Source organism: Amycolatopsis sp. DG1A-15b (assembly GCF_030285645.1).
Taxonomy (GTDB): Bacteria; Actinomycetota; Actinomycetes; order Mycobacteriales; family Pseudonocardiaceae; genus Amycolatopsis.
In genome coordinates this window covers 2,053,349-2,079,131 of the sequence record NZ_CP127296.1, presented here as the reverse complement: position 1 = coordinate 2,079,131, position 25,783 = coordinate 2,053,349, and the positions used below count along the sequence as shown (strand labels likewise).

The 25,783-nt window shown below is 72.8% G+C and carries 16 protein-coding genes; 1 reads left to right on the top strand and 15 read right to left on the bottom strand.

Translation table 11 applies throughout. From position 1 onward, the window contains the following. Positions 1-72: 72 nt before the first annotated feature. The 9 genes from QRY02_RS09410 to QRY02_RS09370 all read right to left on the bottom strand — a co-directional run bounded on the left by QRY02_RS09410 (position 73) and on the right by QRY02_RS09370 (position 19,186). On the bottom strand, positions 73-885 hold the full coding sequence (locus QRY02_RS09410) for an ABC transporter permease (RefSeq protein WP_285991113.1): 813 nt from the start codon (positions 883-885) through the stop codon (positions 73-75). Continuing rightward, positions 882-10,853 carry a non-ribosomal peptide synthetase gene (locus tag QRY02_RS09405; protein ID WP_285991112.1) on the bottom strand — a complete coding sequence of 3,324 codons (9,972 nt, stop codon included), beginning with the start codon at positions 10,851-10,853 and terminating at the stop codon, positions 882-884. The genes QRY02_RS09410 and QRY02_RS09405 overlap by 4 nt, the downstream gene beginning before the upstream one ends. Further along, positions 10,853-11,830: a pyridoxal-phosphate dependent enzyme gene (locus tag QRY02_RS09400; protein ID WP_285991111.1), complete on the bottom strand. Its 978-nt coding sequence runs from the start codon at positions 11,828-11,830 to the stop codon at positions 10,853-10,855. The genes QRY02_RS09405 and QRY02_RS09400 overlap by 1 nt, the downstream gene beginning before the upstream one ends. Then, positions 11,821-13,041 carry an acyl-CoA dehydrogenase family protein gene (locus QRY02_RS09395; protein WP_285991110.1) on the bottom strand — a complete coding sequence of 407 codons (1,221 nt, stop codon included), beginning with the start codon at positions 13,039-13,041 and terminating at the stop codon, positions 11,821-11,823. The genes QRY02_RS09400 and QRY02_RS09395 overlap by 10 nt, the downstream gene beginning before the upstream one ends. Beyond that, on the bottom strand, positions 13,038-13,655 hold the full coding sequence (locus tag QRY02_RS09390; protein WP_285991109.1) for a DUF2786 domain-containing protein: 618 nt from the start codon (positions 13,653-13,655) through the stop codon (positions 13,038-13,040). The genes QRY02_RS09395 and QRY02_RS09390 overlap by 4 nt, the downstream gene beginning before the upstream one ends. Before the next feature lie 3 nt (positions 13,656-13,658). Then, positions 13,659-13,925, bottom strand: a complete 267-nt coding sequence (locus QRY02_RS09385) for an acyl carrier protein (protein ID WP_285991108.1) — start codon at positions 13,923-13,925, stop codon at positions 13,659-13,661. Between the two features lie 103 nt (positions 13,926-14,028). Beyond that, a complete protein-coding gene (locus QRY02_RS09380; protein ID WP_285991107.1) occupies positions 14,029-15,714 on the bottom strand; it encodes a phytoene desaturase family protein in 1,686 nt (561 codons plus the stop codon). A gap of 107 nt (positions 15,715-15,821) precedes the next feature. Beyond that, a complete protein-coding gene (locus QRY02_RS09375; protein WP_285991106.1) occupies positions 15,822-18,392 on the bottom strand; it encodes an FtsX-like permease family protein in 2,571 nt (856 codons plus the stop codon). Further along, complete coding sequence (locus tag QRY02_RS09370; RefSeq protein WP_285991105.1) at positions 18,392-19,186, bottom strand: ABC transporter ATP-binding protein; 795 nt, start codon at positions 19,184-19,186, stop codon at positions 18,392-18,394. Before QRY02_RS09370 ends, QRY02_RS09375 begins: the two co-directional genes overlap by 1 nt. A 156-nt stretch (positions 19,187-19,342) precedes the next feature. Between QRY02_RS09370 and QRY02_RS09365 the strand changes: the two genes are divergently transcribed. After that, entirely contained in the window at positions 19,343-20,620 is a 1,278-nt protein-coding gene (locus QRY02_RS09365; protein WP_285991104.1) for a sensor histidine kinase, read from the top strand. A 6-nt stretch (positions 20,621-20,626) separates the two neighbouring features. Here QRY02_RS09365 and QRY02_RS09360 read toward each other — a convergent pair whose 3' ends face one another. From QRY02_RS09360 to QRY02_RS09335, 6 genes are all read right to left on the bottom strand, one after another. Beyond that, the gene (locus QRY02_RS09360) at positions 20,627-21,271 is read right to left on the bottom strand and encodes a LuxR C-terminal-related transcriptional regulator (RefSeq protein WP_285991103.1); all 645 of its coding nucleotides are present in this window, start codon (positions 21,269-21,271) and stop codon (positions 20,627-20,629) included. A gap of 55 nt (positions 21,272-21,326) precedes the next feature. Next, complete coding sequence (locus QRY02_RS09355) at positions 21,327-22,136, bottom strand: hypothetical protein (protein ID WP_285991102.1); 810 nt, start codon at positions 22,134-22,136, stop codon at positions 21,327-21,329. 3 nt (positions 22,137-22,139) lie between these two features. Beyond that, positions 22,140-23,435: a type III PLP-dependent enzyme gene (locus QRY02_RS09350; protein ID WP_285991101.1), complete on the bottom strand. Its 1,296-nt coding sequence runs from the start codon at positions 23,433-23,435 to the stop codon at positions 22,140-22,142. Positions 23,436-23,445: 10 nt separating this feature from the next. Next, complete coding sequence (locus QRY02_RS09345; RefSeq protein ID WP_285991100.1) at positions 23,446-24,372, bottom strand: 3-oxoacyl-[acyl-carrier-protein] synthase III C-terminal domain-containing protein; 927 nt, start codon at positions 24,370-24,372, stop codon at positions 23,446-23,448. Positions 24,373-24,469: 97 nt separating this feature from the next. Then, a complete protein-coding gene (locus QRY02_RS09340) occupies positions 24,470-25,111 on the bottom strand; it encodes a tetratricopeptide repeat protein (RefSeq protein ID WP_285991099.1) in 642 nt (213 codons plus the stop codon). A 156-nt stretch (positions 25,112-25,267) separates the two neighbouring features. Next, positions 25,268-25,711 (bottom strand): MarR family winged helix-turn-helix transcriptional regulator, encoded by a 444-nt coding sequence (locus tag QRY02_RS09335; RefSeq protein ID WP_285991098.1) that lies wholly within the window; start codon positions 25,709-25,711, stop codon positions 25,268-25,270. Positions 25,712-25,783: the final 72 nt, after the last annotated feature.

Below are 25,783 nucleotides of genomic sequence, written 5' to 3'. Positions count from 1 at the left end.
TGTTTCGGGCCTGGTGGCTTGCTGTCATGGTGTTCGGACCGGCTGACGGCACGCTGACCGCCACCTGACCCGCTAGGCGATCGTGCGGTACTTGCGGAAGCTCAGTGACCCGGCCAGGACCAGCGTGACGGCGAGGGTGATCGTCACGACCACGCCCGGGTGCTGGGCGGGGAATCCGGTCTCGTCGACGGGCGTGCCCCACAGGCGGCGGACCGCGGTGGTCACCGAGCTGACCGGGTTCCACTCCGCGACCGGCCGCAGCCACACCGGCAGGCGGTCGGTCGACATGAAGGCGTTGGAGAGGAAGGAAAGGCCGAGCGTCGCCACCGCGCCGATACCGTCGATCGCCTCGGGGTTGCGCAACGACAGCCCCAGCAGGATGCCGACCCAGATCATCGCGTAGAGGAACACGACGAGCAGGGCGAGGCCGCCGAGCAGCGGCAGCACCCCGGTGTGCACCCGGCCGCCGACGAGCAGGCCGGACGCCACGGTGATCGCCAGCGCGATCAGGCCCACCAGGAAGTCACCCAGGGAGTGCCCGATCAGCACGGCGGGCCGGACGATCGGCAGCGAGCGGAACCGGTCGGTCAGGCCGCCGTTGAGGTCGGTGGCGACGGCGATGGCGGTGGGCGCGATGCCGGCCAGGCCCACCTGCATCAGCGCGGCGGGGAACAGGAACTCCGGGTAGCTGCCGCTGCCCGGCACGATCACCGCGTCCTTGAACACGTACCCGATCGCCAGCATGGTGATCAGCGGGTTCAGGGTGACCGCCAGCAGGCGGGCCGGAACGTTGCGCAGGTGGGTGAGGCGGCGCCCGGCGAGCGCCAGCACCTCCACCACGGCGTCGGAAAACCGCCGCGCCGGCGCCGGGGCAATCACAGTCATTCGTCCTCCTCGGAAGAGCCGTCCAGTGCGGCGGCGACGATCCGGCCGATGGCGGCCTGGGCTTGCGGGTGCATCATGAATTCGTGCCCGCAGTCGATGCGGTGCGTTTCGATCGCCCCGTCGACGTACGGTGCCCAGCGGCCGGGCCGCTCGGCGAGGTCGTCTTCGGTGAGCCCGTCGGCCGCCAGGAACAGCAGCAGGCGGCCGGAGAAGCGAGCGGGTTCGTAGCGGAGGGCGAGTTCGCCGTTGTTGCTCATCACGTCGAGCACCCGGGTCATGCGGTCCTCGCCGATCCCGGCCAGCCGCGACCCGCCGCGCCGCAGGACGTCGATGACGGCCGCCGGGGACAGCTCGGCGCCGTCGAACTCGCCGGCCTCGTGGCCGAGGTGTTCGAGGAAGCTGACGAGCAGTTCGCGGCGGGTCGGCGGGGCCTGGCCCGCCGCCTCGACCGGGAAGCTGTCCAGCACGCACAGGGTCTCGACGCGCTCGCCGGCCTCCTGCAGCTGCACGGCGATCTCGTGCGCCAGCAGCCCGCCGAACGACCAGCCGAGCAGGTGGTACGGGCCCGACGGCTGGATCGCGCGGATCCGGGCGGCGTACTCCTCGGCGACGTCCTCGACGCTGACCGGCAGCTCGCCGTCCCCGCCGATGTTCGGCGACTGCAGCCCGTACATCGGGCGGCCGGGGTCGACGTGCTGGACGAGCCCGAGGTAGGGCAGGCTCAGCCCGAGGCCCGCGTGCACGCAGAACAGCGGGGCGCGGTCGCCGTCCGGCCGGATCGGCAGCACCGGCGCGAACGGGTCGAGCACGTCACCGCCGTCACCGCCGTCACCGCCGGTGCCGGCCAGCGCGGCCAGGCGCTCGACGGTCCCGTGCGTCAGGACGTCGGCCACGGTGAACCGCACCCCGGCGTTGCGGGCCAGCGCGACCAGCCGCACCGAAAGCAGGCTGTTGCCGCCCAGGGCGAAGAAGTCCGCGTCGGCGTCGACTTCGGGCAGGCCGAGCGTCTCGGCGAAGGCGAGCCGCAGGACCTCCTCGGCCGGCGTGCTCCCCTCCGCGCGGGCGGTCGTCTCCGGTGCGGGCAGCCGCGCCTGGTCGAGCTCGCCCGCCGCGGTGAGCGGGATGGCGGCGAGCTCGACGATCGCCGACGGGACCGCGAAGTCCGGCAGTTCCCGCGCCAGGTGCTCGCGCAGGCCGCCCAGGTCTCCGCAAGCGACGACGTAGGCGATGATCCGGTCGTCCCGGACCACGACTTCGGCGGCCGTGACGCCGGGGTTTCGCAGCAGCGCGGCCTCGACCTCGATCGGCCGGACGGCGAACCCGCGCGCCCGCACGCTTCGGGCCACCAGTTCCAGGCTGCCGTCGAGGCGGCGGCGGACCACGTCGCCGGTGCGGAACATCCGTTCCCCGGCTTGGAACGGGTCCGCGACGAATCGCGTGGCGGTGCGGCCGGGTTGTCCCGCGTAGCCGCGGGCCACGGCCGGGCCGGCCAGCCAGAGTTCGCCGTGTGCGCCCGGTGGGACGGGTCGGAGCGTTTCGTCGAGGACGTAAGCGCGCGCCGGACGGGGCAGGGTGCCGGGCCCGGCTTGGCCGGTGAGGCCGCGGTAGTGCGCGTGGACCTCGGCGCCGGCGCGGTGGAGCCGTTCGGTGAGCGGGGCGGCGAGCGGTTCGCCGGTGACGATCAGCCGGACGCCGGCGAGGGCGGGTTCGTGGCCGGCCGCGAGCGCCCGGACCTGGTGGGGGGTGGCGAACAGCACCGCGGGCAGTTCGCCTTCGAGCAGCCGCGCGAGCGTGGTGGCGTCCCCTTCGGTCAGGTGGACGGATCCGCCGGCCGCCAGCGCGGCCAGGGTGGCGGGGACGGCATCGGGCAGGTCGGGGACGATCACGCGGCTGCCGACGGGAATGGAGTCCCGGAGGGCAGCCACGGACTCGGCCAGAGCGCGGCGGGACAGGATGGTGCCGTCCGGCAGGTGGGCGGCGGCGCTTTCGGGAGCGATAAGCGCCTTGCCCGGCTCACCGTCGACGACTGTCCCGGCGGACCGGGCGTCGACCAGCCGGTACGCCGCCCCCGCTTCGAGCGCGGCCAGCACGCTGACCACGCGGTCCACCGCCGGGGCCGACGCGATCGTCACCGTCCATTCCGGACCGGCACCGCGAGCCGCCAGCTCCCGGGCCTCCGCGGTCACGCGGCGCCGCAGCTGGGCGTGGCTGAGCCGGCCGTCCTCCGAGATCAGCGCCGGACCCCGGCTGTTCCGCAGCGCGGGCAACTCCGCCGGTTTCCCGAAGGCGGCCGTTTCGGAGTCCGGCTCGGCCGGCGTGCACAGCTCGATCCGGCTCAACGGCAGGTCCGGGTCTTCCGCCACCGCCGACAGCAGCCGGGTCAAGCGGGCGGCGAGCAAGGCCGCCGTCTCCGGGGTGAACAGGTCGGCGCAGTACTCGATGCTGCCTTCCATGCCCGCCTCGCCGGGCCGTTCGCCGAGCTGGAACGTCAGGTCGAACTTGAACTTGGCCCCCGTCGCCGGGAGGATCTCCGGCCGCACCGCGAGGCCGCCGAGCGTGAACCGCGGGTCCGGGACCTCGTAGTACGACAGCATCACCTGGAACAGCGGCTGGCGCGACAGCGACCGCGCGGGGCGGGCCATCTCCAGCAGGAGCTCGAACGGCAGGTCCTGGTGCGCGTACGCCTCGAGGTCGGTGTCCCGCACCCGGGCGACCAGCTCGGCGAACGTCGGGTTGCGGCCGGTGTCGGTGCGCAGCACCAGGGTGTTCACGAAGAACCCGACGAGGTTGTCCGTCACCTCGTCCGAGCGCCCCGCGACGAGGCTGCCCAGCGGGATGTCCGTGCCCGCGCCGTGCTTGGTGAGCAGCGCGGCCACCGCCGCCTGGACCACCATGAAGACGCTGGCGCCGGACCGGCGGGCCACCGCGATCAGTGCTTTGTGGACGGGCGGCGGCACTTCGAAGCCGACCGAGCCGCCGCGGAAGGCGGTCGCGGCGCGGCGCGGGAGGTCCGCGGGCAGCCGCAGCTCGTCGGGCAGGCCGTCGAGCGCGGTGCGCCAGTACTCCCACTGCTGGTCCGCCGCCTGCCGGTCGTCGAGCAGCTCGCGCTGCCAGACCGCGTAATCGGCGTACTGCGCCGGCAGGTCCGCCCAGCCCGGCTCGGTCCCGCGCACTCGAGCGTCGTACACGGTCGCCAGGTCGTGCGCCAGGACGTCGACCGACCAGCCGTCGCCGGCGATGTGGTGCAGGACGAGCAGCAGCACGTGCTCGTCCGTGCCCGCCACGCGGTACAGGGTGGCGCGCAGCGGGCGGTCGGCGGCGAGGTCGAACGCGCGGCCCGCCTCGGCCGCCAGCGCCGCGGTGAGCTCGTCCTCGGTGACCGCCGCCGTCGCGAGCGGCTCGGCCGGGGCGTGCGGCAGAATCCGCTGGTACGGCACTCCGTCGACGTCGGGGAAGACGGTGCGCAGGACCTCGTGCCGCTCGACGACGTCGCCGAGTGCGGCCGCCAGCGCCGCCGGGTCGAGTTCGCCGCCGAGCCGGACGGCCAGCGGGATGTTGTACCCGGCGCTTTCGAGCCGGTTGAGGAACCACATCCGCGTCTGCGCGTGGGACAGCGGGATCTTCTCCGGCCGCGCGAGCTTGCGGAAACCGGCGCCGGCCTGGCCCGCGGAGACGAGCCGGCCGGCGAGCCGGCTCACGGTCCGCGCCTCGAAGAGGTCCCGGATGGACAGTTCCGCGTCCAAAGCGGACCGGACCCGGCTCACGACCGAGTTGGCCAGCAGGGAATGCCCGCCGATGACGAAGAAGTCGTCGTCGATCCCGACTTCGTCCACCCCGAGCACGTCGGCCCAGATCTCGCACAGCGTCGCCTCGACCGGGGTGCGCGGTCCGCGGGCGGTCGTGCCGGTGTGCTGTTCCGGCGCGGGCAGCGCCTTGCGGTCGATCTTGCCGTGCGCCGTCAGCGGGAAGCGGTCGAGGACGAGGTAGGCGCCCGGGACCATGTACGCCGGCAGCTGCGCGGTCACGTGCTCGCGCAGTTCCCCGGCGGTGACGGCACCGGAGACGTAGGCGACGAGCCGCCGGTCGTTGCCCGTGCCGTGGACCGTGACCACCGCTTCCCCGACGCCCGCGTGCGCGGCGAGGCAGGCTTCGATCTCGCCGAGCTCGATGCGGTGGCCGCGGATCTTGACCTGGAAGTCGCGGCGCTCCACGAACTCCAGCTGACCGTCGGGGCGCAGCCGGACGCGGTCGCCGGTCCGGTACATCCGCGTGCCCGGCTCGCCGAAGGGATCGGCGACGAACACCGCCGCCGTCCGGACCGGATCACCCACGTAGCCCCGGCCGACGACCAGGCCGCCGACGAACAGCTCACCGATCGCCCCCGCGGGCACCGGACGCAGCTCGTCACCCAGCACGTACAGCCGCGAATTGCGCACCGCCCGGCCGATCGGCACCCGGCCGCCCGGCAGATCGTCGCCCGAGCGGATCACCGCGTGCGTCACATCGTCCGAACACTCCGTCGGGCCGTACGCGTTCACCAACGGCACGTCCGGGAACCGCGCGAACCACCGCACGCACAGATCCGGCGGCAACGCCTCACCCGTCACGACCAGCCACCGCAGCCCCGAAACATCCGGCTGCCCGGCCAGGTCCCAGGAGTCCAGCGCCGCCCGCAACAGCGACGGCACGACCTCCAGCACCGAAACACCCTCGGCCCGGATCAACCCGAACAACGCGTCCGGATCCGCCGCGACCACACGCGACACCACGCGGACCCGGCCACCCACCAGCAACGGCGCCAGCATCTGCCAGACCGAAACGTCGAAGGTCACCGGCGCGTTCTGCACCACCACATCGGACGACTCCAGGCCGAGGTCCTCCACCTTCGCCAAGAGGTGGTTCACCATCCCCCGGCGGTGCACCATCGCGCCCTTCGGCCGCCCGGTCGAACCCGACGTGAAGATCACGTAACCCAGGTCCAGGCCCGCGTCCTCGCGGGAGACCGGCGCCCACTCCCGGTCTTCGGCGTCGTCCAGGACCACGACGTCGAGGCCGCCACCGGCCGCGGTCACGAGCTCGGCCGCCAGGTCTTCGAAGCCCGCGCCGACGACCACGGAACGCGCGCCGGAGTCCGCCAGCAACCCGGCCAGCCGGGTCACCGGCAACGTCGGATCCAACGGCACATACGCCGACCCCGACCACAGCACGCCCAGCACGGCCGAAACGAAACCCACGCCGGGGTCGGCCAGGATGCCGGCCACTCCCCCGCCCAGCCGGCGGGACAGCGCACTCGCCCGGCCGGCCAGGGACCCATAGGAAACCCACGCGCCACCATCGGCCACCGCGGGGGTCTCCGGCGCCGCCAGGGCGAAATCGCACACCCGGGACACGACATCGGCACCCACCGGCCCGGTGGCACCGGCGCCCCGCTCCAGTTCCGCGGCCGGCACCACGTCGATCCCGCCCAGGATCACCGAAGGATCGGCGATGGCGGTGTCGAGCAGGTGCCGGAACATCCCGGTGATCCGGCCGACGCGCCCGGCGTCGAACGCCTCGGGCGCGTAGTCGAAGCGGAAGGCCAGTTCGGCGCCCGGGTTCACGACCAGGCTCAGCGGGTAGTGGCGGGAGTCTTCGGTGACGGCGTCGAGCACGCGCACGTCGTCACCGAGGACGACGCCGGTCTGCGCACCGTCGGCGGGCACGTTCTCGAAGACGATCGCGGTGTCGAACAGCTCGCCGGTGCCGGCGAGGCCGGGCACGTCGTTCTGCACCTCGGCGAGCCCGACGTGCTGGTAGGCCGACATCCTGGCCTGCTGGTCCCGCAGGGAGACCAGGAGCTCGTCGAGGGTGGCGCCCGGGTCGAGCGAGGCCCGCACCGGCACCGTGTTGATGAACATCCCGACCATGGTCTCCACGCCCGGCAGCTCCGCCGGGCGCCCGGAGGTGACCGACCCGAACACGACGTCCCGCCGTCCGGTGAGCCGGCCGACCAGGATCGCCCAGCAGGCCTGCACGACGGTGTTCAGGGTGAGCTCGTGCCGCCGGGCCCACGCCACCAGCTCGGCGGTCTCGTCCCGGGACAGCACCACCTCGGCCGACTCCGGCACCGCCTTCAGGTGCCCGTCGATCTCCGGCGCCACCTTCGTCGGCTCGGTGAGCCCGTCGAGGACCTCGCGCCACGCCCGGCGGGCCTCCTGCTCGTCCTGGCGGCCGAGCCAGGCGAGGTAGTTCCGGAACGGCACCACTTCCGGCAGCGCCGCCTGCGGTCCTTCGGTGTACAGCGTGGCCAGCTCGCGGATGAGGATCGGCACCGACCAGCCGTCGGTGGCGATGTGGTGGGCGGTCCACAGGAAGCGGTAGCGGCCGGCCGCGAGCTTGATCAGGGTGAACCGGACCAGCGGCGGGTGGGCGAGGTCGAACCGGCGCTCCCGGTCCTCGGCCGCCAGCCGGCCCAGCCGCTCCTCGCGCTCGGCTGCGGGCAGCGTGGACAGGTCGAGCTCGGTCCAGGGCAGGCCGACCCCGGCGGCGATCAGCTGCACGGCGTCGCCGCCGCGGCGGTGCCGGAAGTAGGCGCGCAGGGTCGCGTACCGGCGCAGCAGCGCGGCACACGCTTCGCGCAGCGCTTCGACGTCGAGCGGGCCGGCGAGGTCCGCGGTGGCCTGCACGGTGTAGACGTCGACGCCGTCCGGGTCGAACTCCGAGTGGAACAGCAGGCCCTGCTGCAGCGCGGAAAGCGGCAGGACGTCTTCGATCCGGCCACCCTCCGGAGCCAGCTCCCGCAGCTCGTCGCCGGTCAGCTCGACGAGCGGGCCGTCGGCCACGGCCACGACACCGGCACCGGGTTCGCGGACGACGACCTGCTCGGCGATGGCGGCCGGCGTCCGGCGCTCGAGGATGTCGCGCGGGGTGAGTTCGATGCCCGCCGTGCGGGCCCGGCCGGCCACCTGGATGGCGCTGATGCTGTCGCCGCCGAGGGCGAAGAAGTTGTCGTCGATGTAGACGCGCGGCACCGAAAGGACCTCGGCGAGGATGTCGCAGACGACCGTCTCGACGGTGTTGCGGGGGCGGCGCCCGACGACCTCGGCCCGGAAGTCCGGGGCGGGCAGCGCTTCGCGGTCGACCTTGCCGTGTTCGGTGAGCGGCAGCTCGTCGAGCACGACCAGCGCCGAGGGCACCATGTAGTCCGGCAGCAGCTGCTGGGCGGTGCTGCGCACGGCACCGGCGTCGATCGGGGCCTCGCCTTCGACGCCGATGAGGTAGCCCGCGAGGCGTTTGCCGCCGTCGGCGTCGGTGAGCACCCGCACGACGGCGTCCAGGACGCCGGGCACGGACCGCAGGACGCTTTCGATCTCCCCGAGCTCGATGCGGTGACCGCGGATCTTGACCTGGAAGTCGCGGCGCTCCACGAACTCCAGCTGACCGTCGGGGCGCAGCCGGACGCGGTCACCGGTCCGGTACATCCGCGTGCCCGGGCCGCTGAACGGATCCGCGACGAACACCGCCGCCGTCCGCGCCGGGTCACCCACGTAACCGCGGCCCACGACCAGGCCGCCGACGAACAGCTCACCGATCGCCCCCGCGGGCACCGGACGCAGCTCGTCACCCAGCACGTACAGCCGGGAATTCCGCACCGCGTGGCCGATCGGCACCACCTCGACGCCGGACCGGATCACCGCGTGCGTCACGTCGTCCGAGCACTCCGTCGGGCCATAGGCGTTGACCAGCGGCACGTCCGGGAACCGCGCGAACCACCGCACGCACAGATCCGGCGGCAACGCCTCACCCGTCACGACCAGCCACCGCAGCCCCGAAACATCGGCGGACTGCCCGGCCAGGTCCCAGGAATCCAGCGCCGCCCGCAACAGCGACGGCACGACCTCCAGCACCGAAACACCCTCGGCCCGGATCAACCCGAACAACGCGTCCGGATCCGCCGCGACCACACGCGACACCACCCGGACCCGGGCACCGACCAGCAGCGGCGCCAGCATCTGCCACACCGAAACGTCGAACGTCACCGGAGCGTTCTGCACCACCACGTCCGCGGGCTCCAGGTCGAGGTCCTCCACCTTCGCGAGCAGGTGGTTCACCATCCCCCGGCGGTGCACCATCGCGCCCTTCGGACGTCCCGTCGAACCCGACGTGAAGATCACATAGCCCAGGTCCGCACCGGCGTCTTCGCCCGCGCCGAACACCGGCGCCAGCGCACCCGGTCGGTCTTCGGCACCGTCCAGGCTCACGACCCCGGCACCACCGCCGGCCGCGGCCACCACCTCCGCCGCCAGCTCCTCGTACCCGGGACCCACGACCACGCGCGCGGCACCCGAGTCCACCAGCAGCCCGGCCAGCCGGGCCACCGGCATCCCCGCGTCCAGCGGCACGAACGCCGAACCCGACCAGAGCACCCCCAGCACCGCCGAGACGAACCCGACGCCGGGGTCGGCCAGAACGCCCACCACGCCACGGGGCGGAAGCCGGCGGGACAGCGCGCTCGCCCGGCCCGCCAGGGAACCGTACGAAACCCACTCGCCGCCGTCGGCCACCGCGGCCGCCTCCGGCGATGCCTGCGCGATGTCGCAGAACCGCGACACCACGTCGGCCCCCACCGGCCCGGCCGCACCGACCCCGGAGGCCAGCAGCTCACCGAGCTCGTCCGCCGACACGACGTCGATCCCGCCCAGCACCGCCGACGAGCCGGCTTCGGCCAGCCGGCCGACGAACCCGGCGAGCCGCTCCAGGTGCGCGGTGACGCCCTCGGCGTCGTAGAGGTCGGGGTTGCCGTTCAGGTGGATTTCGATGATGTCTTCGGTGACGTCGAGCACGGTCAGCGAAAGGTCGTTGGTGATCCCGGTCGACAGGTTCATCACGCGCGTGTGGCAGTCGCCGAGGCGCAGGCCGGGCTCGGGCGGGAGCACGTTGACGAACGGGCCGCCGAACGGGCGGCGCTCGTCGCTGCGCACGCCGATGTCCCGGCGGATCTGGTTGACGTGGTAGCGCTGGTGCTTGAGGGTCGCGGCGAGCTCGCTCGAGGCCTGGCCCAGCAGGTCGGCGATCGTCATCTGCGGCTCGACGACCATCCGCAGCGGCAGGTAGTTCGCGACCATGCCCGGGGTGGCCCGCGAACGCACGCCCGCACGAGCCGCGACCGGGACGGTCAGCAGCAGGTCCTTGATGCCCGAAAGCCGTTGCGTGTAGGCCGCCATCGCGGCGATGAAGAACGTCGGCAGCGTCACCTTCGCGCCCGCGGCGGCCTCGCGCACGGCCTTCGCCGTCTCCGGGGGCAGCACCATGGTGCGCCGCAGGAAGCCGCGCGCCGGCGCCGGTTCCTTGCCGGACAGGCTGACCAGGTCGGGCGTCGTGTCGAAGTGGCGTCCCCAGAACGCCTTGTCGCGGACCCGGTGCGGGGAGTCCTGGTAGGCGAGGTCGGCGTCCAGCAGCAGCCGGAACGGCGGCAGGGCGGTGGGCCCGGGGTCCTCCCCGGCCAGCAGCGCGTTGTACAGCTCGCCCAGGCGGCGGTGGCAGATCATCGCGCTGAAGCCGTCGCCGATGAGGTGGTGCGTGGTGAGGTACCAGAAGTGCCGCTGCGGGCCGAGCTTGATCAGGGCACCGCGGAAGAGCGGGAAGTCCTCCAGCGAGAAGGGGTGCCGCATGTCTTCGTGCATCCAGTCGAGCGCGGCGCTCTCCGGGTCGGCTTCCCCGGTCACGTCCGGGAAGCGGATCGGGAGCTCGGTCAGCGGCTCGATGAGCTGCCGCGGTTCGCCCTCGACCTCGACGAACCGGGCCCGGAAGCACTCGGCTTCGTCGGCCAGCGCCCGCAAGGCCGACTGGAACACGTCGACGTCCAGCGGGCCGGTGATGTCCAGGTAGTCCGCCATCGCGTAGGCGAGGCCGCCACCGGACAGCTGTTCGTCGTACCAGACGTCGGTCTGTGCGGTGGACAGGGGCAGGAACGCGTCGACCGCGGTCATCAGGGCACCTCGAAGAGTGTTTTGGCGTAACGGGATTCGGGTTCGGCACCGTCGAGCAGCGCTTCGGGGCCGTAGTTGTCCTTGACCCACTGGTCCTGGTAGATCGTGTCCAGGTAGCGGTCACCGAGATCGGGCGAGATCACCACCGCCGTGGGCTCGGCGCCGCCCGCGTCGTTCTCCTCCAGCCAGCCGAGCGCGCCCGCGAGCACCATGCCGGAGCCGCCCCCGAGCAGGAAGCCGCGCTGCGCGAGCCGGCGGCACTCGCGGATCGCGGCCGCCTCGTCGACCCGCACGAGATCGTCCACAAGGGACATGTCGATGACCGGGAACCGCACGCTCGTGCGCAGGGCCGTGCTGCGCCGGGCGGCCCGCGGCCCGGGGCCGACGCACTCGACGGCGACGATCCGCACCTGCGGCCGGACCTGGCGCAGGTAGCGGGCGCACCCGGTGAGGGTGCCGGCCGAGCCGACCCCGACGAAGAGCACGTCCAGCTCCGGCACGGTGCGCAGGATGTCCGGGCCGGTCGAGCGGAAGTGGGCCATCCAGTTGCCCGCGTTGACGTACTGGTCCAGCCAGGTGTAGCCGTCGTTCTCCGCGCACAGGCGGCGGACGAGCCGCAGGCCCGCGGCCGGGTCCGGGGCCACCAGGACCTCGGTGCCGAGGTTCTGCATCAGCTGCCGGGTGAGCAGCGTGCTGCGCGGGTCGGTCACGCAGACGAACCGGTACCCGCGGCTGGCCGCGACCAGGCTCAGCGCCACGCCGAGGTTGCCCGACGACGTTTCGACGATGGTCGAGCCGGGGCGCAGCACGCCCGCCCGCTCGGCCAGCGTCACCATCTCCAGCGCGGGCTTGAGCTTGCTCGAGCGCGCGAAGTTGAAGCCCTCGCACTTCATCAGGACCCGCCGGTCCACGACGTGGCGGAGGTCGACGTACAGGTCCGTGACGTCGAACTCCTCCGGCCTCGTGATCACCTGCACGACGAACCTCCGGTGCGCGAATTCCCGGCGTGCGCGGGAAAGGGGTCGCCCCGGCCGACCTTGCCGGCGACCAGGCCTTGGAAGACGGTGAGCTTCTGGATGTTGCCGGCGCCCTCCATGAACTCGACGCCGCGCGCGTCCCGGACCAGCTTGTCCAGCGCCGGGTGCTCCCAGCGGGCCCGCGGCCCGAAGAAGCCGCACGCTTCGAGCGTGGCCTCCTCGGCCAGCCGGCACGCTTCGGCCTTGGCCGCCGAGGCGAGGTGGCCGCGGGAGCCGTCGGCGTCGACCTCGAGCGCGGACAGCTGCACGAGGTGGCGCACGCCGTCGATGCGGCGGCCCAGCTCCTCGAGCCGGTCGCGGCCGTCGCGCTCGAGCGGGCCGCGTTCGGCCAGCACGTAGTCGTGGGCGGCCGCGGCGATGCCGACCGCGATCGCGGCGACGCCCGGCCGCAGCCGGTTGAAGGTCTGCACGCACGCCCACATGCCCCGGCGGGCGGGTGAGCGGTCCCGGCCGAGCACGCGCTCGGCGGGCACGGCGACGCCGTCCAGCGTCAGCTCGCAGATCCGCGCGGCGCGCAGCCCGAGCGACTCGAGCGGCTCGGCGTGGAACCCCGGGTCCGCCGTGTCCACCAGGACCGCGGTGACGCCCAGCGGGCCGGGCGCGGTGCGGGCGAACACGACCCCGAGCGCGGCGCGCGCGGCGTTGCCGACGTACTTCTTGCGGCCGTCGAGCCGGTGCGGCCCGCCGTCCGGCGAGGTCTTCAGCGCCGTCTCCAGCGCGGTGGCGTCGGACCCGCGATCCGGCTCGGTGAGCGCGAAGAACGTCCACGTGGGACGTTCGAGGAGCCGGCCGTAGAACCACTCCTTCTGCTCCCGGTCGGCCAGCACGTCGACGAGCACGCCGGACATCGACGCGCCCGGGCTGGCGAGCATCAGGCCGGCGTCGCCGCGGGCGAGTTCTTCGAGCACCACGGTCCGCTCGATCGCCGTCATGCCGTGGAAGCGGTGTGCGCCCAGTGCCAGGCCCGCGCCCCCGAACTCCCCGGGGACGAGCATGGTGGCGAGGCAGCGGACGCCGGCCAGGTCCAGGTGCGCGCCGACACCGTCGGGGTCGGTGTCGAGGCCGGCGCCCGCGGTGCGGAACTCCGCGCCCCACTCGCGGGCCGCGTCCCGCAGCGTCACGAGCCGTTCGTCCAGCACGGTCGCGGTCACGCCACCGCCTCCGGGGTGTAGGCCCCCGCGAGCAGCTCGGAGACGTCGGCGACCTCGCCCGCACCGCCGCGGACGAACCCCGCCGCGCCGAGCAGGCGCAGCAGGACGCGGTCGGTGTCGGTGAGCCGCCGGTGCAGGTAGGCCAGTGCGTCCGGGGCCGGGTCCGAGTCGTGCGCGGTCAGGAACGCGCGCACCTCCAGCTGACCGGTCAGCGCCTCGGCGACGGCGCCCTGGACCATCTGGCGGCGCAGCAGGGTGGTGTCGCCGCTGCGCCGCCCGCCCAGATACGCGAGCCCAGAGTCGAGCAGGGCGCCGGACAGGCCCAGCCGCAGCCACACCGACCCGGTCGCCAGGATCGGGTCGGGGCGGCCCGCGGGCCGCCCCGTCCGCACGAGGACGACCGGGCCGCCCGGCAGCGCCGCCGTCCGGACCACGAGCACGTCGCCGGCCACCGGCCCGGCCGGCAGGACCGCGGAACCGCCGGCACCGAAGACCGGTGCACCGGCCGGCAGCGCCGCGTGCAGCGCCACCAGTGCCGGGGCCATCCCTTCCGCCCGGGCCGTGTCGTGGCACCGCAGCCAGGTCGCCGTGATCGGCGGCGAGATCGTGGTCATCGCTCAGGCGGCCATTTCTGCCGAGACGAAGCGGGCCAGCGACCCGACCGACTCGAAGTGGCTCATTTCCAGGTTCTCGGCGTCGAATTCGATGCCCAGCGCCTCTTCCAGCTGCATCAGCAGTTCCAGCACGCCGGTGGAGTCGAGACCGGCGTCCGCGAGCCGGGTCTCCGGGCCGAGGTCGGCCACCTCCGCCTCCAGCACGGACTCCAGTGCGGTGCAGATCCCCGCGACCACGCGGTCGTCCAGGACCTCCGTCGGTTCAGCCACGGTTTCCGTCACTTCGCTCACCATTCCCTTCGTGAAAAGACAGCAGCACTTACCCACGGGCCCGGAAGCGGGCCTCGAGTTCTTTTTCTCCGGTGTCGCGTCCTTATCCCGCGACGACCCGGTCGAGCAGGGCGAGACCGCGCGCCTCGCGCCGCCGCAGTCCCCGGGAGGTGCGCAGCGGGTCCCAGCCGGGCTCGCGTTCCGGGAGCAGCTCGGGATTCCCCAGCACCCCGGCGGCGCCGTCGGCGAGGACCGGCCGGCCGAGGATCGTCGAAGCGCACAGCGCGCCCCCGGTCGCGACCCCGACGATTCCTCCGCTGTGCAAGATGCTCTGGCCCGTGAGGTAGAGACCGTCGACACCCGAATCGATATCCGGACGTTGCCCGAGCCGGCCCCAGGTCTGCAGGCCGTACGCACTTCCCCCGGTGGAGAGCGTGTAGCGCTCCTGCGTCAGCGGCGTAGACGTCTCGACGTGCACCAGGTGCTTGCGGAACGGCCCGGTCACGGCCTCGGCGAGGTCCAGCATCTGCGCGGTCAGCCGGTCCTTCGCGCCGAGGTAGCCGGGTTCACGCCGGTACCGGGTCCCGTGCGTCGGCCCGTCCGTGAGTCCCCAGGGCGCGTACCCCGGCGGACAGGCCGTCATGATCTGGAAGTTCATGTGTCCCGGCGGGCAGGTCGAACCCGGCACCGGATCCTTGAGGGAAGCGAAGGACAGGAACGCGTACGGCAGCTCGTCGAGCCGGCCGGCCTCCACCCGGGCGTACGCCGCGTCGACGTCTTCGTCCGGCCAGTACCAGATGTTCGCGCCGGGGAGCGGCAGCTCCCGGTCGAGCCCGACGTAGCAGACGGCCATCGGCAGGCGCATCGTCGCCGCCTCCGCGCGGGCCACCACGGCCCCGGGCAGGTTTTCCCGGCCGTCGCACAGTTCCAGGACGGTGCGGCAGTAGTCCGCGTTGGACACCACCACCGGCGCGCGGTGGACCGTGCCGTCGGCCAGCCGGACGCCGATCGCCTTGCCGTGCTCGAACAGGATCCGCTCGGCCCGCGCGCGGGTGAGCAGCGTGCCGCCGTGCGACTCCAGCAGCTCGACGAACGACGCGGCGATCACCTGCCCGCCGCCCTCCGGGTAGTAGGCGCCGCGGAGGTACTCGTCGAGCATCCCGGCGTGGGCGGTGACGAGCGTGCTCACCGGAGCGGACCCGTAGTTCCCGGACTGGGCCGCCAGGACGGTGCGCGCCCGGGCCGAAAGCCCGCAGTGGTCGAACAGCTGCGCCAGCGTCCGGCGGCTCCAGCGCAGCATCACGGCCGGCATCTTCGCCGCCGGCCCGGCGGCGAAGGCGGACTGGCGGCAGGCCTGCGCGACGGCCTCGCACACCTCGATGTAGCGGGTGATGCCGTCCGCCTCGGCGGGCAGCGCGGCCCGCAGGCGGTCGGCGTAGCGGTCCCACCCGGTCGGTACGTCCACCGTGACGCTGGGCAGCACGATCCGGTCGAACCCGTCGGGGTCCATGGGGTGGAACCGCACCCGGTCGCCGAGGCCGAGCCCCGAGAGGATCGCCGGCAGCACGCCGCCGGGCCCGCAGTCGCCGAGGTAGTGCACGCCGACGTCGAACTGGTAGGAGCGCCGGCGGCGGAACACGTGGCTGTTGCCGCCCGCGACGTCGTGCTGTTCGAGCACGAGCACGCGCATCCCGCTCGCCACCAGGTATCCGGCGCAGACGAGCCCGCCGATCCCGGAGCCGACCACGATGGCGTCCCAGCCCCCGGCGGCGTTCTCTTCGGTGTTCACACCCGCGACGTTATGCCGGAGCGGTGACCTCGGGCTGACCGCGCGCTGACGATCTGGGGGAGAGTTCGTCAGCGCCGCGCTGGGGGCTCCGGCCGGCCCGAGGTCACCTATTCAGGGGCGAGCGTCGACGGCGACGGCCTGGTGCGCAACGTGAACCACGTCGGCGCGCAGGTGGCCACCACCGTCAGCACGACGGCCAGCCCGAGTATCACCAGATAAATCCACAAAGGACCGGACGGGATGAGGCTGTCCGACACGGCCACGCTGAAGGGCACCAGCATCGACGCCGCGACCAGCGTGCCGAGGAAGACACCGATGGCGGCCACGACCCCCGCTTCCATGGCCATCATGCGCATCACCTGCCCCCGCGTGGACCCGATGAGCCGCTGCAGCCCGAACTCCCGCCGCCGGTCCGCCGTGGCCATCACCAGCGTGTTCACCATCGAAATCGCGGCGTACACCAGCAGCAGCCCGACGATCAGGTAGTTGACCCAGGCGTTGGCCTGGACCTCCGCCAGGAACGCCTTGGTGAGCGCCTCCCGGCCGGCCACCTGCACGCCGTCCACGTCCCCGACCCGGCTGCGCAGCGACGCGAGCAGATCGCCCTCCGCGGTCCCGGGCTGCGCCATGACGAGGATCCGGTCGGCCGCGCCGGCGGCCGTGTGCGGCGCCAGCATGTCGGCGGGCACCAGCGCCGACGCCGAGGCCGCCGTGGTCCGCAGCGTCGCGACGACGTCCAGGGTGACCTGGGAGCCGTCGCCCAGCCGCATCGCGATCTTGGCGCCCACGCCGACACCCAGCCGCTGCGCGAGGTCGGCGGGCAGGGCGATCGTGTTGCCGTGCAGGGCGTCGAGCTGCCCGCTCGCGACGATGCTCCCCCACGCCTTCGCCACGCCGCCGGCGGTGACGCCGGTGAGGTCCACGCCGTCCTCGTCCTGCGTCGCGTCCGACGGCTTTTCGTTGTACCCCTTGCTCGTCACGAACGCCGTGGCCCCGGCCACCCCGGGTGCCTGCTGCACCTTGGCGACCAGATCCGGCGGCAGGTCGCCGGTCGCGGACGTCACCACGGCGTCGGCGAGCAGCGAGTCGGAGTACTGCTTCTCCGCGACCGCGACCTCCGTGGTCTGGAAGTACAGCATGAAGATCGCGAGCCCGGTGGCCAGCATGATGGGCGTGACCGCCCCGGCCATCGGCATCCAGCGGGCCCGCGCGTTCAGCGAAGCGAGGTAGCCGGGCAGGCCGCCGAACGCGCGGATCGGCCGGCGCAGCACCGCGACCAGCAGCTTGGTGAGCCCGGGGGCGAACAGTGCGACGGCGGTCGCCACCAGGGTGACGGCCGGGCCGGCCGTGCTCGCCGCGAGCGGGCCGTCGACGACGGTGATCGTCAGGTAGGCCAGCGCCACCGCGCCGATCAGGCTCGACACCCCGAGCCACAGCCGCGCCGGGGTCAGCCAGCGCGTGGGGATCGCCGTTTCCCGCATGGCTTCGACGGGCCGCGTACGGCCCGCGTACCGGGCGGCGACGAACGCGGCGCCCCACGCCGAACCCAGGCCCACGATCGCCGCGGCGACCACCGGGTAGAAGCCCTGCTCGAACTTGAGGACCGGCTGGATCACGCCGAACCCGGTCAGCCGGCCGAAGAGCCAGTTGCCGAGCAGCACGCCGGGGAAGATGGCCAGCGCGGTGCCCAGCGCACCGATGATCATTGCCTCGCCGGTGATCATCCGGCTCAGCTGGCGCGGGGTCGCGCCGATCGCCCGCAGCATGGCCACCTCACGGCGGCGCTGCTGCACCGAAAGCGTCAGGGTGCTCGCGACGACGAACATGGCGACCTGCGCCGCGAGGCCGCCGAACACGGCCGCGAGGATGATCAGCAGCTCGCCGTCGCCGGCCGCCTTGGCGAACTCGGCGGAACCGCGGGCGTCGCCGGTCAGCGTGACCGCGCGCTGGTCCCGCACCGCGGCGGCGATCTGCGCGTCGACGCCCGCGACGTCGGCACCCGGCGCGAGCTGGACGCCGAACGCGTCCACCTGCCCGGCCGCCGACCGCAGCCCGGTGGCCTCGGCGGGTGAGAAGAACACCGCGTCGGCGGCCATCCGGCGGCCCGCGTCGGCGATCCCGGTGATCCGGTAGGAGTGGACGCCCCCGCGGACGGCGATGTCGGCCTTGCCACCCGCGTGCGCCCCGATCCGGGCGGCGGTGGCGGAATCGAGCACGACTTCGCCCTCGCGGATCGGGGCCACACCCTCGGTCAGCCGGTAGGGCGCCAGCTCCGCGGAGACCCAGCTGTGGCCGGCCTGGGTGCCGGGGACCGACGGGCCGCCCTGGTCGCCGAGCACCTCGGCGTGGAAGGAGACGTCGGGGACCACGTGGGCGACGCCGGGGACGCCGCTGATCGTGCTCGCGAGGCCTTCGTCGAGCCGGACGCGCTCGGACAGCGTCGCGGTCTCGTGGTAGGCGTCCTCACCGTGGCCGACCGTGGGCAGGTCGTAGGACTGGTTGCCCGCCACCACGATCGGCGCGGCGGCCAGGCGCTGCGGCGGGATCACGGTCCGGATGCCGGTCTCCATGAGGCCGCCGCAGGCGAGCATGACGGCGGTGCCGACGAACACCGAGACGAGGGTGGCGATGAAGCCACCGGTGCGGTAGCGCAGGGTGCGTACGACGAGGGTCAGCATCAGCGCGTCAGCTCGCTCAGCCAGGGGTCTTCCTGCGGCCGCTGCTCGGTGCGGGCCACGAGGTTGGTCATCCGCCGGGCCACCTCTTCGGGGTTCGGCTGCCGCAGCTCGTCGACGACCCGGCCGTCGGCGAGGAACAGCACGCGGTCGGCGTAGGAGGCGGCCACCGGGTCGTGGGTGACCATCACGATGGTCTGCCGGGACGCGCTCTTCGCCTCTCGCAGCAAGGAAAGCACCTCCTGGGCCGACCGCGTGTCCAGCGCGCCGGTCGGCTCGTCGGCGAAGATCACCTCGGGGTGGGTGACGAGGGCGCGGGCGATCGCCACCCGCTGCTGCTGCCCGCCGGAGAGTTCCGCCGGCCGGTGGCGGCGCCGCTGGCCGAGCCCGACCTGTTCGATGACGCGGCGCACGAGAGCCGGGTCGGCCCGCCGTCCCGCCAGTCGCAGCGGCAGGGTCACGTTCTGCTCGACGTCGAGCGCGGGCAGCAGGTTGAAGGCCTGGAACACGAACCCGATCCGGTCGCGCCGCAACCGGGTCAGCTCGACCTCGCGCATCACGCTGAGGTCCGTGCCGCCCAGCACGACCGAGCCGGACGTCGGCTTGTCCAGGCCGGCCGCGCAGTGCAGCAGCGTGCTCTTGCCCGAACCCGACGGCCCCATCACCGCGGTGAACGTGCCGGCCGCGAAGCCGGCCGTCACGTTGTCCAGAGCCAGGACTTGGGCGCGGTCCTTGCCGTACGCCTTGCGTACGGACAGCAGCCGCACGACGTCGACCGTGTCGTCTTGGTGGTACATCTGCGGCTCCCCTGGCGTGCCTTCTCGCGGTCTTCGATGCTTTACCGCGACCACGTTACGAAGGCGCGGACCGATTTCCGAGGGTGCTAGGGAGCGGAAGTTTGCGGGGGTTAGCACTACCGCGGAGAGCGGCCCGGCCTGCGCATAATGGGCGCCATGACTAGCGGAAGCCCGGTCGCCACGATGACGCGGTCGCTGCTGCGCGACGGCGGGCTCGCGACCCTGCGGGGCGGCGCGCTCGCCGTGGTGGCGGTGACCGAACTCGTGATGTTCGTCGTCGTGGTCACCGCCGGCTCGCTGATCGGCGTGGGCGTGGGACCGTTCATGCTGCCCCCGGCCGTGCTGTTGATGCGCTCGCTGACCGACCGGGTGCGCGCGTCGGCCGGCGCGTGGTCCGGTGTGCGGATCGCCTCGCCGTACCTGCCGGAGCCGGCCGGGAGCACGCCGCTGCGCCGCTGCCACCACCTGCTCGGCGACCGCGCGAACTGGCGCGACGCGCTGTGGCTGGTGGTGGACAGCTCCGTCGGCATCCTGCTGACGCTCACCCCGCTCCTGCTGATCGCGCACGGGTTCCGCGGGCTCGCGATGCCGTTCCTGGTCGGGTCCGACGCGGCCGACTGGCTCGGCAGCTGGTACGTGGTGATCCCGGTGGACGACCAGCCGACGGCCTGGTTCGCGGCCATCCTCGGCCTGGCGCACTTCCCGCTCGCGCTGTGGAGCGCACCGCACCTGCTGAAGCTGCACGCGCGGCTCGCGGCCACGCTGCTGTCACCGACCGAGGTGACCCGGCTGACGAACCGCGTGCAGCACCTGGCGGAAAGCCGCGACGACGCCGTGGGGTCGCAGGCGACCGAGCTGCGCCGCATCGAGCGCGACCTGCACGACGGCGCGCAGACCCACCTGGTCGCGATGGGGATGACGCTCGACGCCGCGATGCGCGTGCTCGACTCCCACCCCGAAGCGGCCCGGTCCTTGATGGACGAGGCGAAGAACAGCTCGGCCAAGGCGTTGCAGCAGCTGCGCGATCTCGTCCGGGGCATCCAGCCGCCGGTGCTGGTCGACCGCGGCATCGCCGACGCGATCCGCACGCTCGCCATCGAAAACCCGCTGCGGATCGAGACGACGATCGACCTGCCCGGCCGGCCGTCGCTGGCGGTCGAGACCGCCGCGTACTTCTCGGTGTCCGAACTGCTGAACAACGCGATGAAGCACTCCGGGGCGCACAGCGGCGCGATCAACGTCCACTACGAGTCCGGCCGGCTGGTGATCAACGTCAGCGACAACGGCGGCGGCGGCGCGAACACCGAAGGCGGCACGGGACTGCGCGGCATCGAGAAGCGGCTCGCCCCGCTCGACGGCTTCATCACGATCCTCAGCCCGCTCGGCGGCCCGACCATGGTGACGATCGAGATCCCGTGCGGCTTGGCGCCCTGATGCCCGTCAGTGCTTCAGGTACGCCAGCACCGCCAGGACCCGCCGGTTGGCGTCCTCGGACTGCGGCAGGTTCAGCTTGGCGAGGATGTTGTTGATGTGCTTGGAAACGGCCTTCTCGGAAACGACCAGCACGCCCGCGATGCTGCTGTTGGACCGCCCTTCGGCCATGAGCTTGAGGACTTCGCGCTCCCGGGCGGTCAGCCGCTCCAGGCGGTCGTCGCGGGTGTTGTGCGTCAGCAGCCGCGTCACGACGTCCGGGTCCATCACCGTGCCTCCGAGAGCGACCTGGCGGACGGCGTCCACGAACTGGTCACCGTGGAACACCCGGTCCTTGAGCAGGTAGCCGACCGAGCCCTCCCCATCCGCGAGGAGTTCGTCGGCGTACAGCCGTTCCACGTACTGCGAGAGGACGAGCACCGGGAAACCCTGGATCCGGCGCCGCGCTTCGATCGCGGCGCGCAGGCCCTCGTCGGTGAACGACGGCGGCAGCCGGATGTCGACGATCGCGATGTCCGGCCGTTCGCGCAGCATCGCTTCCAGCAGGTCCGGCCCGTTGTCCACCGCCGCGCTGACGTCGAATTCGTGCGCCTCGAGCAGCCGCACCAGACCGTCCCTGAGCAGGAACTGGTCTTCACCGATGACCACGCGCACTTGTCCGTCCCCCGCTTCGAGCCCGACCACGACCAACCCTCATCATAGGGCCGCGTCAGTCGGACCCGGCCACCACGCAGATCCCCAGCGCACCACGGCGCGGGTCGTAGTCGGCCAGCAGCACCGGACCGGCGGCCGTGCCGCCGGCGAGCGGCGCCCACAGCCCGGTGCACGGGAACTCGGGCGGCGCGACGATCGCGTCCGGCCAAGCACCCAGCCCGGCCAGCCCGCTGCCGATGACGACCGTCTCCGCCGGCTCGAACTCCGGCAGCGCGTCCGGCGCCACTTCGGGTTCGTAGCCGACGCGGACCGTCCGGCGCCCGCCCGCCTCGAACAGCAGGGCGGTGGCGGCGTCGCCGACCCGGTCCGGCAGGTCGTACGGCGTGACGCCCTGGTCCATGATCAGGACCAGGACGCGCCGGTAGTCGTGGCGCCGCGCGTAGGAACCGGCGATGCGCAGCGCGGTGAACGGGGCCAGGCTGCCCTGTCCCGAAACGGAAAACACCAGCGGGTGGCCGGGAAGCACGGCGGTGAGGTTCACCGGCGCCGACAGCCGCGGGTCGAACTCGGGCGCCGCGTGGGCGACGATCGCGAGGTCGATCCGCTCGCCGGACAGCTGCCCGGCGAGCAGTTCGCGGGCCATCGCGAGGAAGGGGTTGCCGCGCGCCCGCGCCACCCGGCCGGGCCGGAAGCCGATGTCGTGCCCGCGGCTGAGGTCGGTGAAGTACCGGTGCAGCTCGGGAACGTCGATTTCGCGTTCTCCGGGGCCGAATTCACGCTGGGTCGCCAGCGCCAGGCGCAGCGGCAACGGCCGCAGGCCCGGCGACGGCGCGGAGGACAGGGTGGTCGTGGACGCGCGGTACATCGCCTAGCGCTCCGCGCCCACGGCGACCGGCGGCGCGAACTCGTGCAGGTGCTGGCGGCGCAGCAGGTCCGCGGGCTGGTCCCGCTCGCTGACGAGGTAGTGGCGTCCACCGTGGACGATGACTTCGGCCGGGTAGCCGTGGCTGAGGAAGAGCACCGGGGACGCCGTCGGGCCGTAGGCACCGGACCGCGTGACGCCGATCAGGTCGCCCGGGCGGACCGGCGGCAGCGCCGCCTTCTTGGCGAGCACGTCGTTGGGCGTGCACAGCGGCCCGGTGATCTGCCAGGTTTCGGTGGCGGGCTCGTCGATGCGGTTGAGCAGCCGGATCGGGAAGTCGCGCTTGACGTAGGACCCGATGCCGACGGCGGCCATGTGGTGGTTCGTGCCACCGTCGGCGACGGCGAAGTTCTGCCCCAGCGAGGTCTTGGTGTAGCGGACGCGGACGACGTAGGTCCCGGAAGTGGCGGCGAGGTACCGGCCGAGCTCCATGACCAGCCGCGTCGCCGGGTGCCGCTGCGCGAACTCGTCGATCACCGGGTTGAGCATCGAGGCGAGCAGATCGCGGTCGAGGTCCGTTTCGCCGTCGAAGTACGCGACGCCGAGGCCGCCGCCGACGTCGACCATTTCCAGCGGGAACCCGAGCCGGCGCGAGACGCGTTCGGCGAGTTCGAAGATGCGCCGGGTGTTCTCGACGATCGGCTCCTCGTCCAGGATCCGGGTGCCCATGTAGACCTGCACGCCCATCAGCCGCAGGTTCGGGTGCCGGTCGGCGAGGTCGGTGGCGGCGAGCAGCTGCTCTTCGTCGATGCCGAACTGGCGCGGCTTGCCGCCCATGGTGAGGCCCGAGCCCTTGACCGCGAAGCTGGGGTTCACCCGCAGAGTGACCCGCGCTTCGATCCCGCGTTCGCGCGCGAGGTCGTCGAGGATCTTCAGCTCCCCGAACGATTCGCAGACCACGGTGTAGACGCCCTCGTCCAGGCAGGCGGCCAGTTCCGAGACGCTCTTGCCGGGGCCGAGGAAGATGATGTCCTCGCCGGCGACCCCGGCCCGGCGCGCGGTGATCAGTTCGGCCATCGACGACACTTCGGCCCGGGCCCCGTGGGCGTGCAGCAGCGCGCACACCGAGATGTTCGGATTGGACTTCAGCGAGTAGAAGATCTCCAGCCGCGGGTGCAACTGCTCGCGAAGACCCAGCAGCCGGCCGCCCAGTTCGTCACCGTCGTAGACGAAGAGCGGGGTGCCGTAACGCTCCGCGAGTTCGGCGATGCCGACCCCCTGGATCTCGAATTCGACACTCATGCAGCGCTCCTCATTTCCGGAAGACCATGGCGGAGAACGTCGACCCCAGGCCGACGGAAATCATCAGGTAGCGGGCGCCGGGCGCGAGGAGCCCGAGGCCGTTGGCGGCGTGGTAATTGAGAAAGGGGTCGGCGCAGAAGCAGTGCCCGGTCGTCCCGACGTTCTGCAGGAAGATCTTCGAGCGCGGGATGCCCAGCGCCGCGCTCGCGCGGACCCAGGAGATCTTGTTGACGTTGTGCGGCAGGACCAGGTCGATGTCGTCGACGGTCAGCCCGGCGGCCGCGATGGCTTCGAGCGCGACGTCGGCGACCGTGCCGGGGTAGATCTGCCGGAACTCGGCGGCCTGGTCGTCGTCGAGGATCACTTCGCCGCCCGGGCCGCCGAGCGTGGTGGTGGCGTAGCCGATCAGGGTGTCCTGGTCCTCGCCCGGTCCGACGAGCACCGCGGCGGTGGCCTCCCCCATGATCGCGGTATCGGGAATGACCTGCGCGGAGTGGGTGAACGCTTTTTCGCCGGTGAGGATCAGGGCGAGCGCATCGGGATCGCCGTCGGCGGCCAGCAGCGTGCCGCACAGGTCGACGGCGAGCAGCCCGGAGGCGCAGGCGTGGTCGGTGAGGGTGAACAGGGTGGCATGGGTGAGCCCGAGCGCCTCCCGCACGTCGACCATCGGGTCGACCGGGTACGGGTTCGCGGCCGGCATCGTCTTGGCGCGCACGACGTACCGGACGCGCTCTTCCCGGCCCCGCAGGGGATCCAGCTTGCTGACGGCTCCGAGGATCATGTCCGCTTCGGACTCGTCCGACCGGCAGACCTGGTCGAGGCCGTACATCCGGCGGAACCGGCGCACCTGCCCGGCGGAGAGGGCCAGCTCGTCCTGCAGCGATTCGATCGCCACGGTCGTCGGCACGTACGTGGACACCGCCACCAGCGAAGTCATCGCACCGTCAACTCCCCTCGGGTCCGCCACCGGTTCTCGGTCCAGCCAAGAATCGCGGCGCCCGCTGACGGGGCACTGACCGGCCGCTGACCGGGGGTCAGGCGTGGATTTCCCGGTGGCGCACCGGCATTTCCGCCAGCGCGGCGAGCGCTTCGGCTTCCGCGGCTTCGTCGGCCAGGTCCCGCGCCAGCTGCACCGCCCGCTCGTGCAGCAGCACAGCCTCACCGTGGTGACCGGCCGCGGCGCACACCCGGCCGAGCGCGGTGGTGGCCTTGCGTTCCCACCACCGGTCGCCGACTTCCTGAGCCAGCGTGACGGCCTGGTGGAGGCAGTTCGCCGCCTCCGCCGGGTCGCCGTCGGCGTGGTGGACCGTGCCCAAGCCGGTCAAGGCCATGCTTTCGGCCCAGCGGTCCCCCGTCGCGCGGGCGTGGGCCAGGCCGTGCTCGAGGTGCCTGCGGGCGTGGCGGGGTGCGGCCGTGAAGCCGAGCCCGACGGCGGCCAGCGCTTCACCCCAGCGGTCGCCGACCGCCTGGGCCAGGTCCAGGCCGCGCTGGAAGTCCGCCGCGCTCTCGGCCCGGCGGCCGGCGTGGTAGTGGAGATCGCCGAGGCCGACCAGTGCGCGGGCTTCGCCGCACCGGTCACCGGCCGCGCGGTACAGCTCGACCGCGTGGCGGTGGTGCGTGAGCGCCTCGTCGTGGCTGCCGCCGCGGGCGTGGATGAACCCGAGAAGACGGGCCACCGCCACGACGGTCCATTGTGGAGCGATCACGGCCTCGCCGCCGCTTCCCGGGCCGCGGCGTTCCCGTCGATCTGCACCCCCGTCACGTGCAGATCCGGGAAGTCCCACGCCAGCCGGGGGCACCGGCGCAGCGGCAATCTTGCCGCCGGGCCGGCGTCAGGCCGACGGCTCCCCGAAGGCCTTCAGCAGCAAGCGGTGCAACGTCTCCCGCTCGCCCGGGCTCAGCCGGGCGAGCAGCTCGCCGGTCACCGCGCTCGAGACCTCCTCGACCTTGCCCACCGTGGCGTGGCCGTGCTCGGTGAGGGTGAGGACGTGCCGGCGGCGGTCCTCGGTGTCGCGCTCCCGCGACACCCAGCCCGCGGCCTCCAGCCGGTCGAGCACCTTCACCAGGTCGCTGCGGTCGAGACCGAGCCGGTCCGCGACGCGCTGCTGCGACAGCGGACCGGACTCGCCGATGCAGACCAGGACGTAGTAGTCGCGCAGAGCGACCCCGTGGCCGGCCAGCGCCGTGTCGATCCGGCCCACACCGCTGCGGTGCAGCTGGCCCATCACGTAGGTGGGCCAGCGCAGCAGCGCCTTCGGCCGATCGGGGGAGGACATGCCCGCGAGCATAGAGGCGGCCGCGGGCCGGCACAATTGTAGGGATTTCCTACAGTATGACTCCAGAACGAA

Excerpts from the sequence above, each read along its gene's own strand:
- QRY02_RS09370 (WP_285991105.1), bottom strand. The coding sequence starts at position 19,186 with ATGTACCACCAAGACGACACGGTCGACGTCGTGCGGCTGCTGTCCGTA.
- QRY02_RS09355 (WP_285991102.1), bottom strand. The coding sequence starts at position 22,136 with ATGTACCGCGCGTCCACGACCACCCTGTCCTCCGCGCCGTCGCCGGGC.
- QRY02_RS09405 (WP_285991112.1), bottom strand. The coding sequence starts at position 10,853 with ATGACCGCGGTCGACGCGTTCCTGCCCCTGTCCACCGCACAGACCGAC.
- QRY02_RS09335 (WP_285991098.1), bottom strand. The coding sequence starts at position 25,711 with ATGTCCTCCCCCGATCGGCCGAAGGCGCTGCTGCGCTGGCCCACCTAC.
- QRY02_RS09365 (WP_285991104.1), top strand. The coding sequence starts at position 19,343 with ATGACTAGCGGAAGCCCGGTCGCCACGATGACGCGGTCGCTGCTGCGC.
- QRY02_RS09345 (WP_285991100.1), bottom strand. The coding sequence starts at position 24,372 with ATGACTTCGCTGGTGGCGGTGTCCACGTACGTGCCGACGACCGTGGCG.
- QRY02_RS09375 (WP_285991106.1), bottom strand. The coding sequence starts at position 18,392 with ATGCTGACCCTCGTCGTACGCACCCTGCGCTACCGCACCGGTGGCTTC.
- QRY02_RS09390 (WP_285991109.1), bottom strand. The coding sequence starts at position 13,655 with ATGACCACGATCTCGCCGCCGATCACGGCGACCTGGCTGCGGTGCCAC.
- QRY02_RS09350 (WP_285991101.1), bottom strand. The coding sequence starts at position 23,435 with ATGAGTGTCGAATTCGAGATCCAGGGGGTCGGCATCGCCGAACTCGCG.
- QRY02_RS09410 (WP_285991113.1), bottom strand. The coding sequence starts at position 885 with ATGACTGTGATTGCCCCGGCGCCGGCGCGGCGGTTTTCCGACGCCGTG.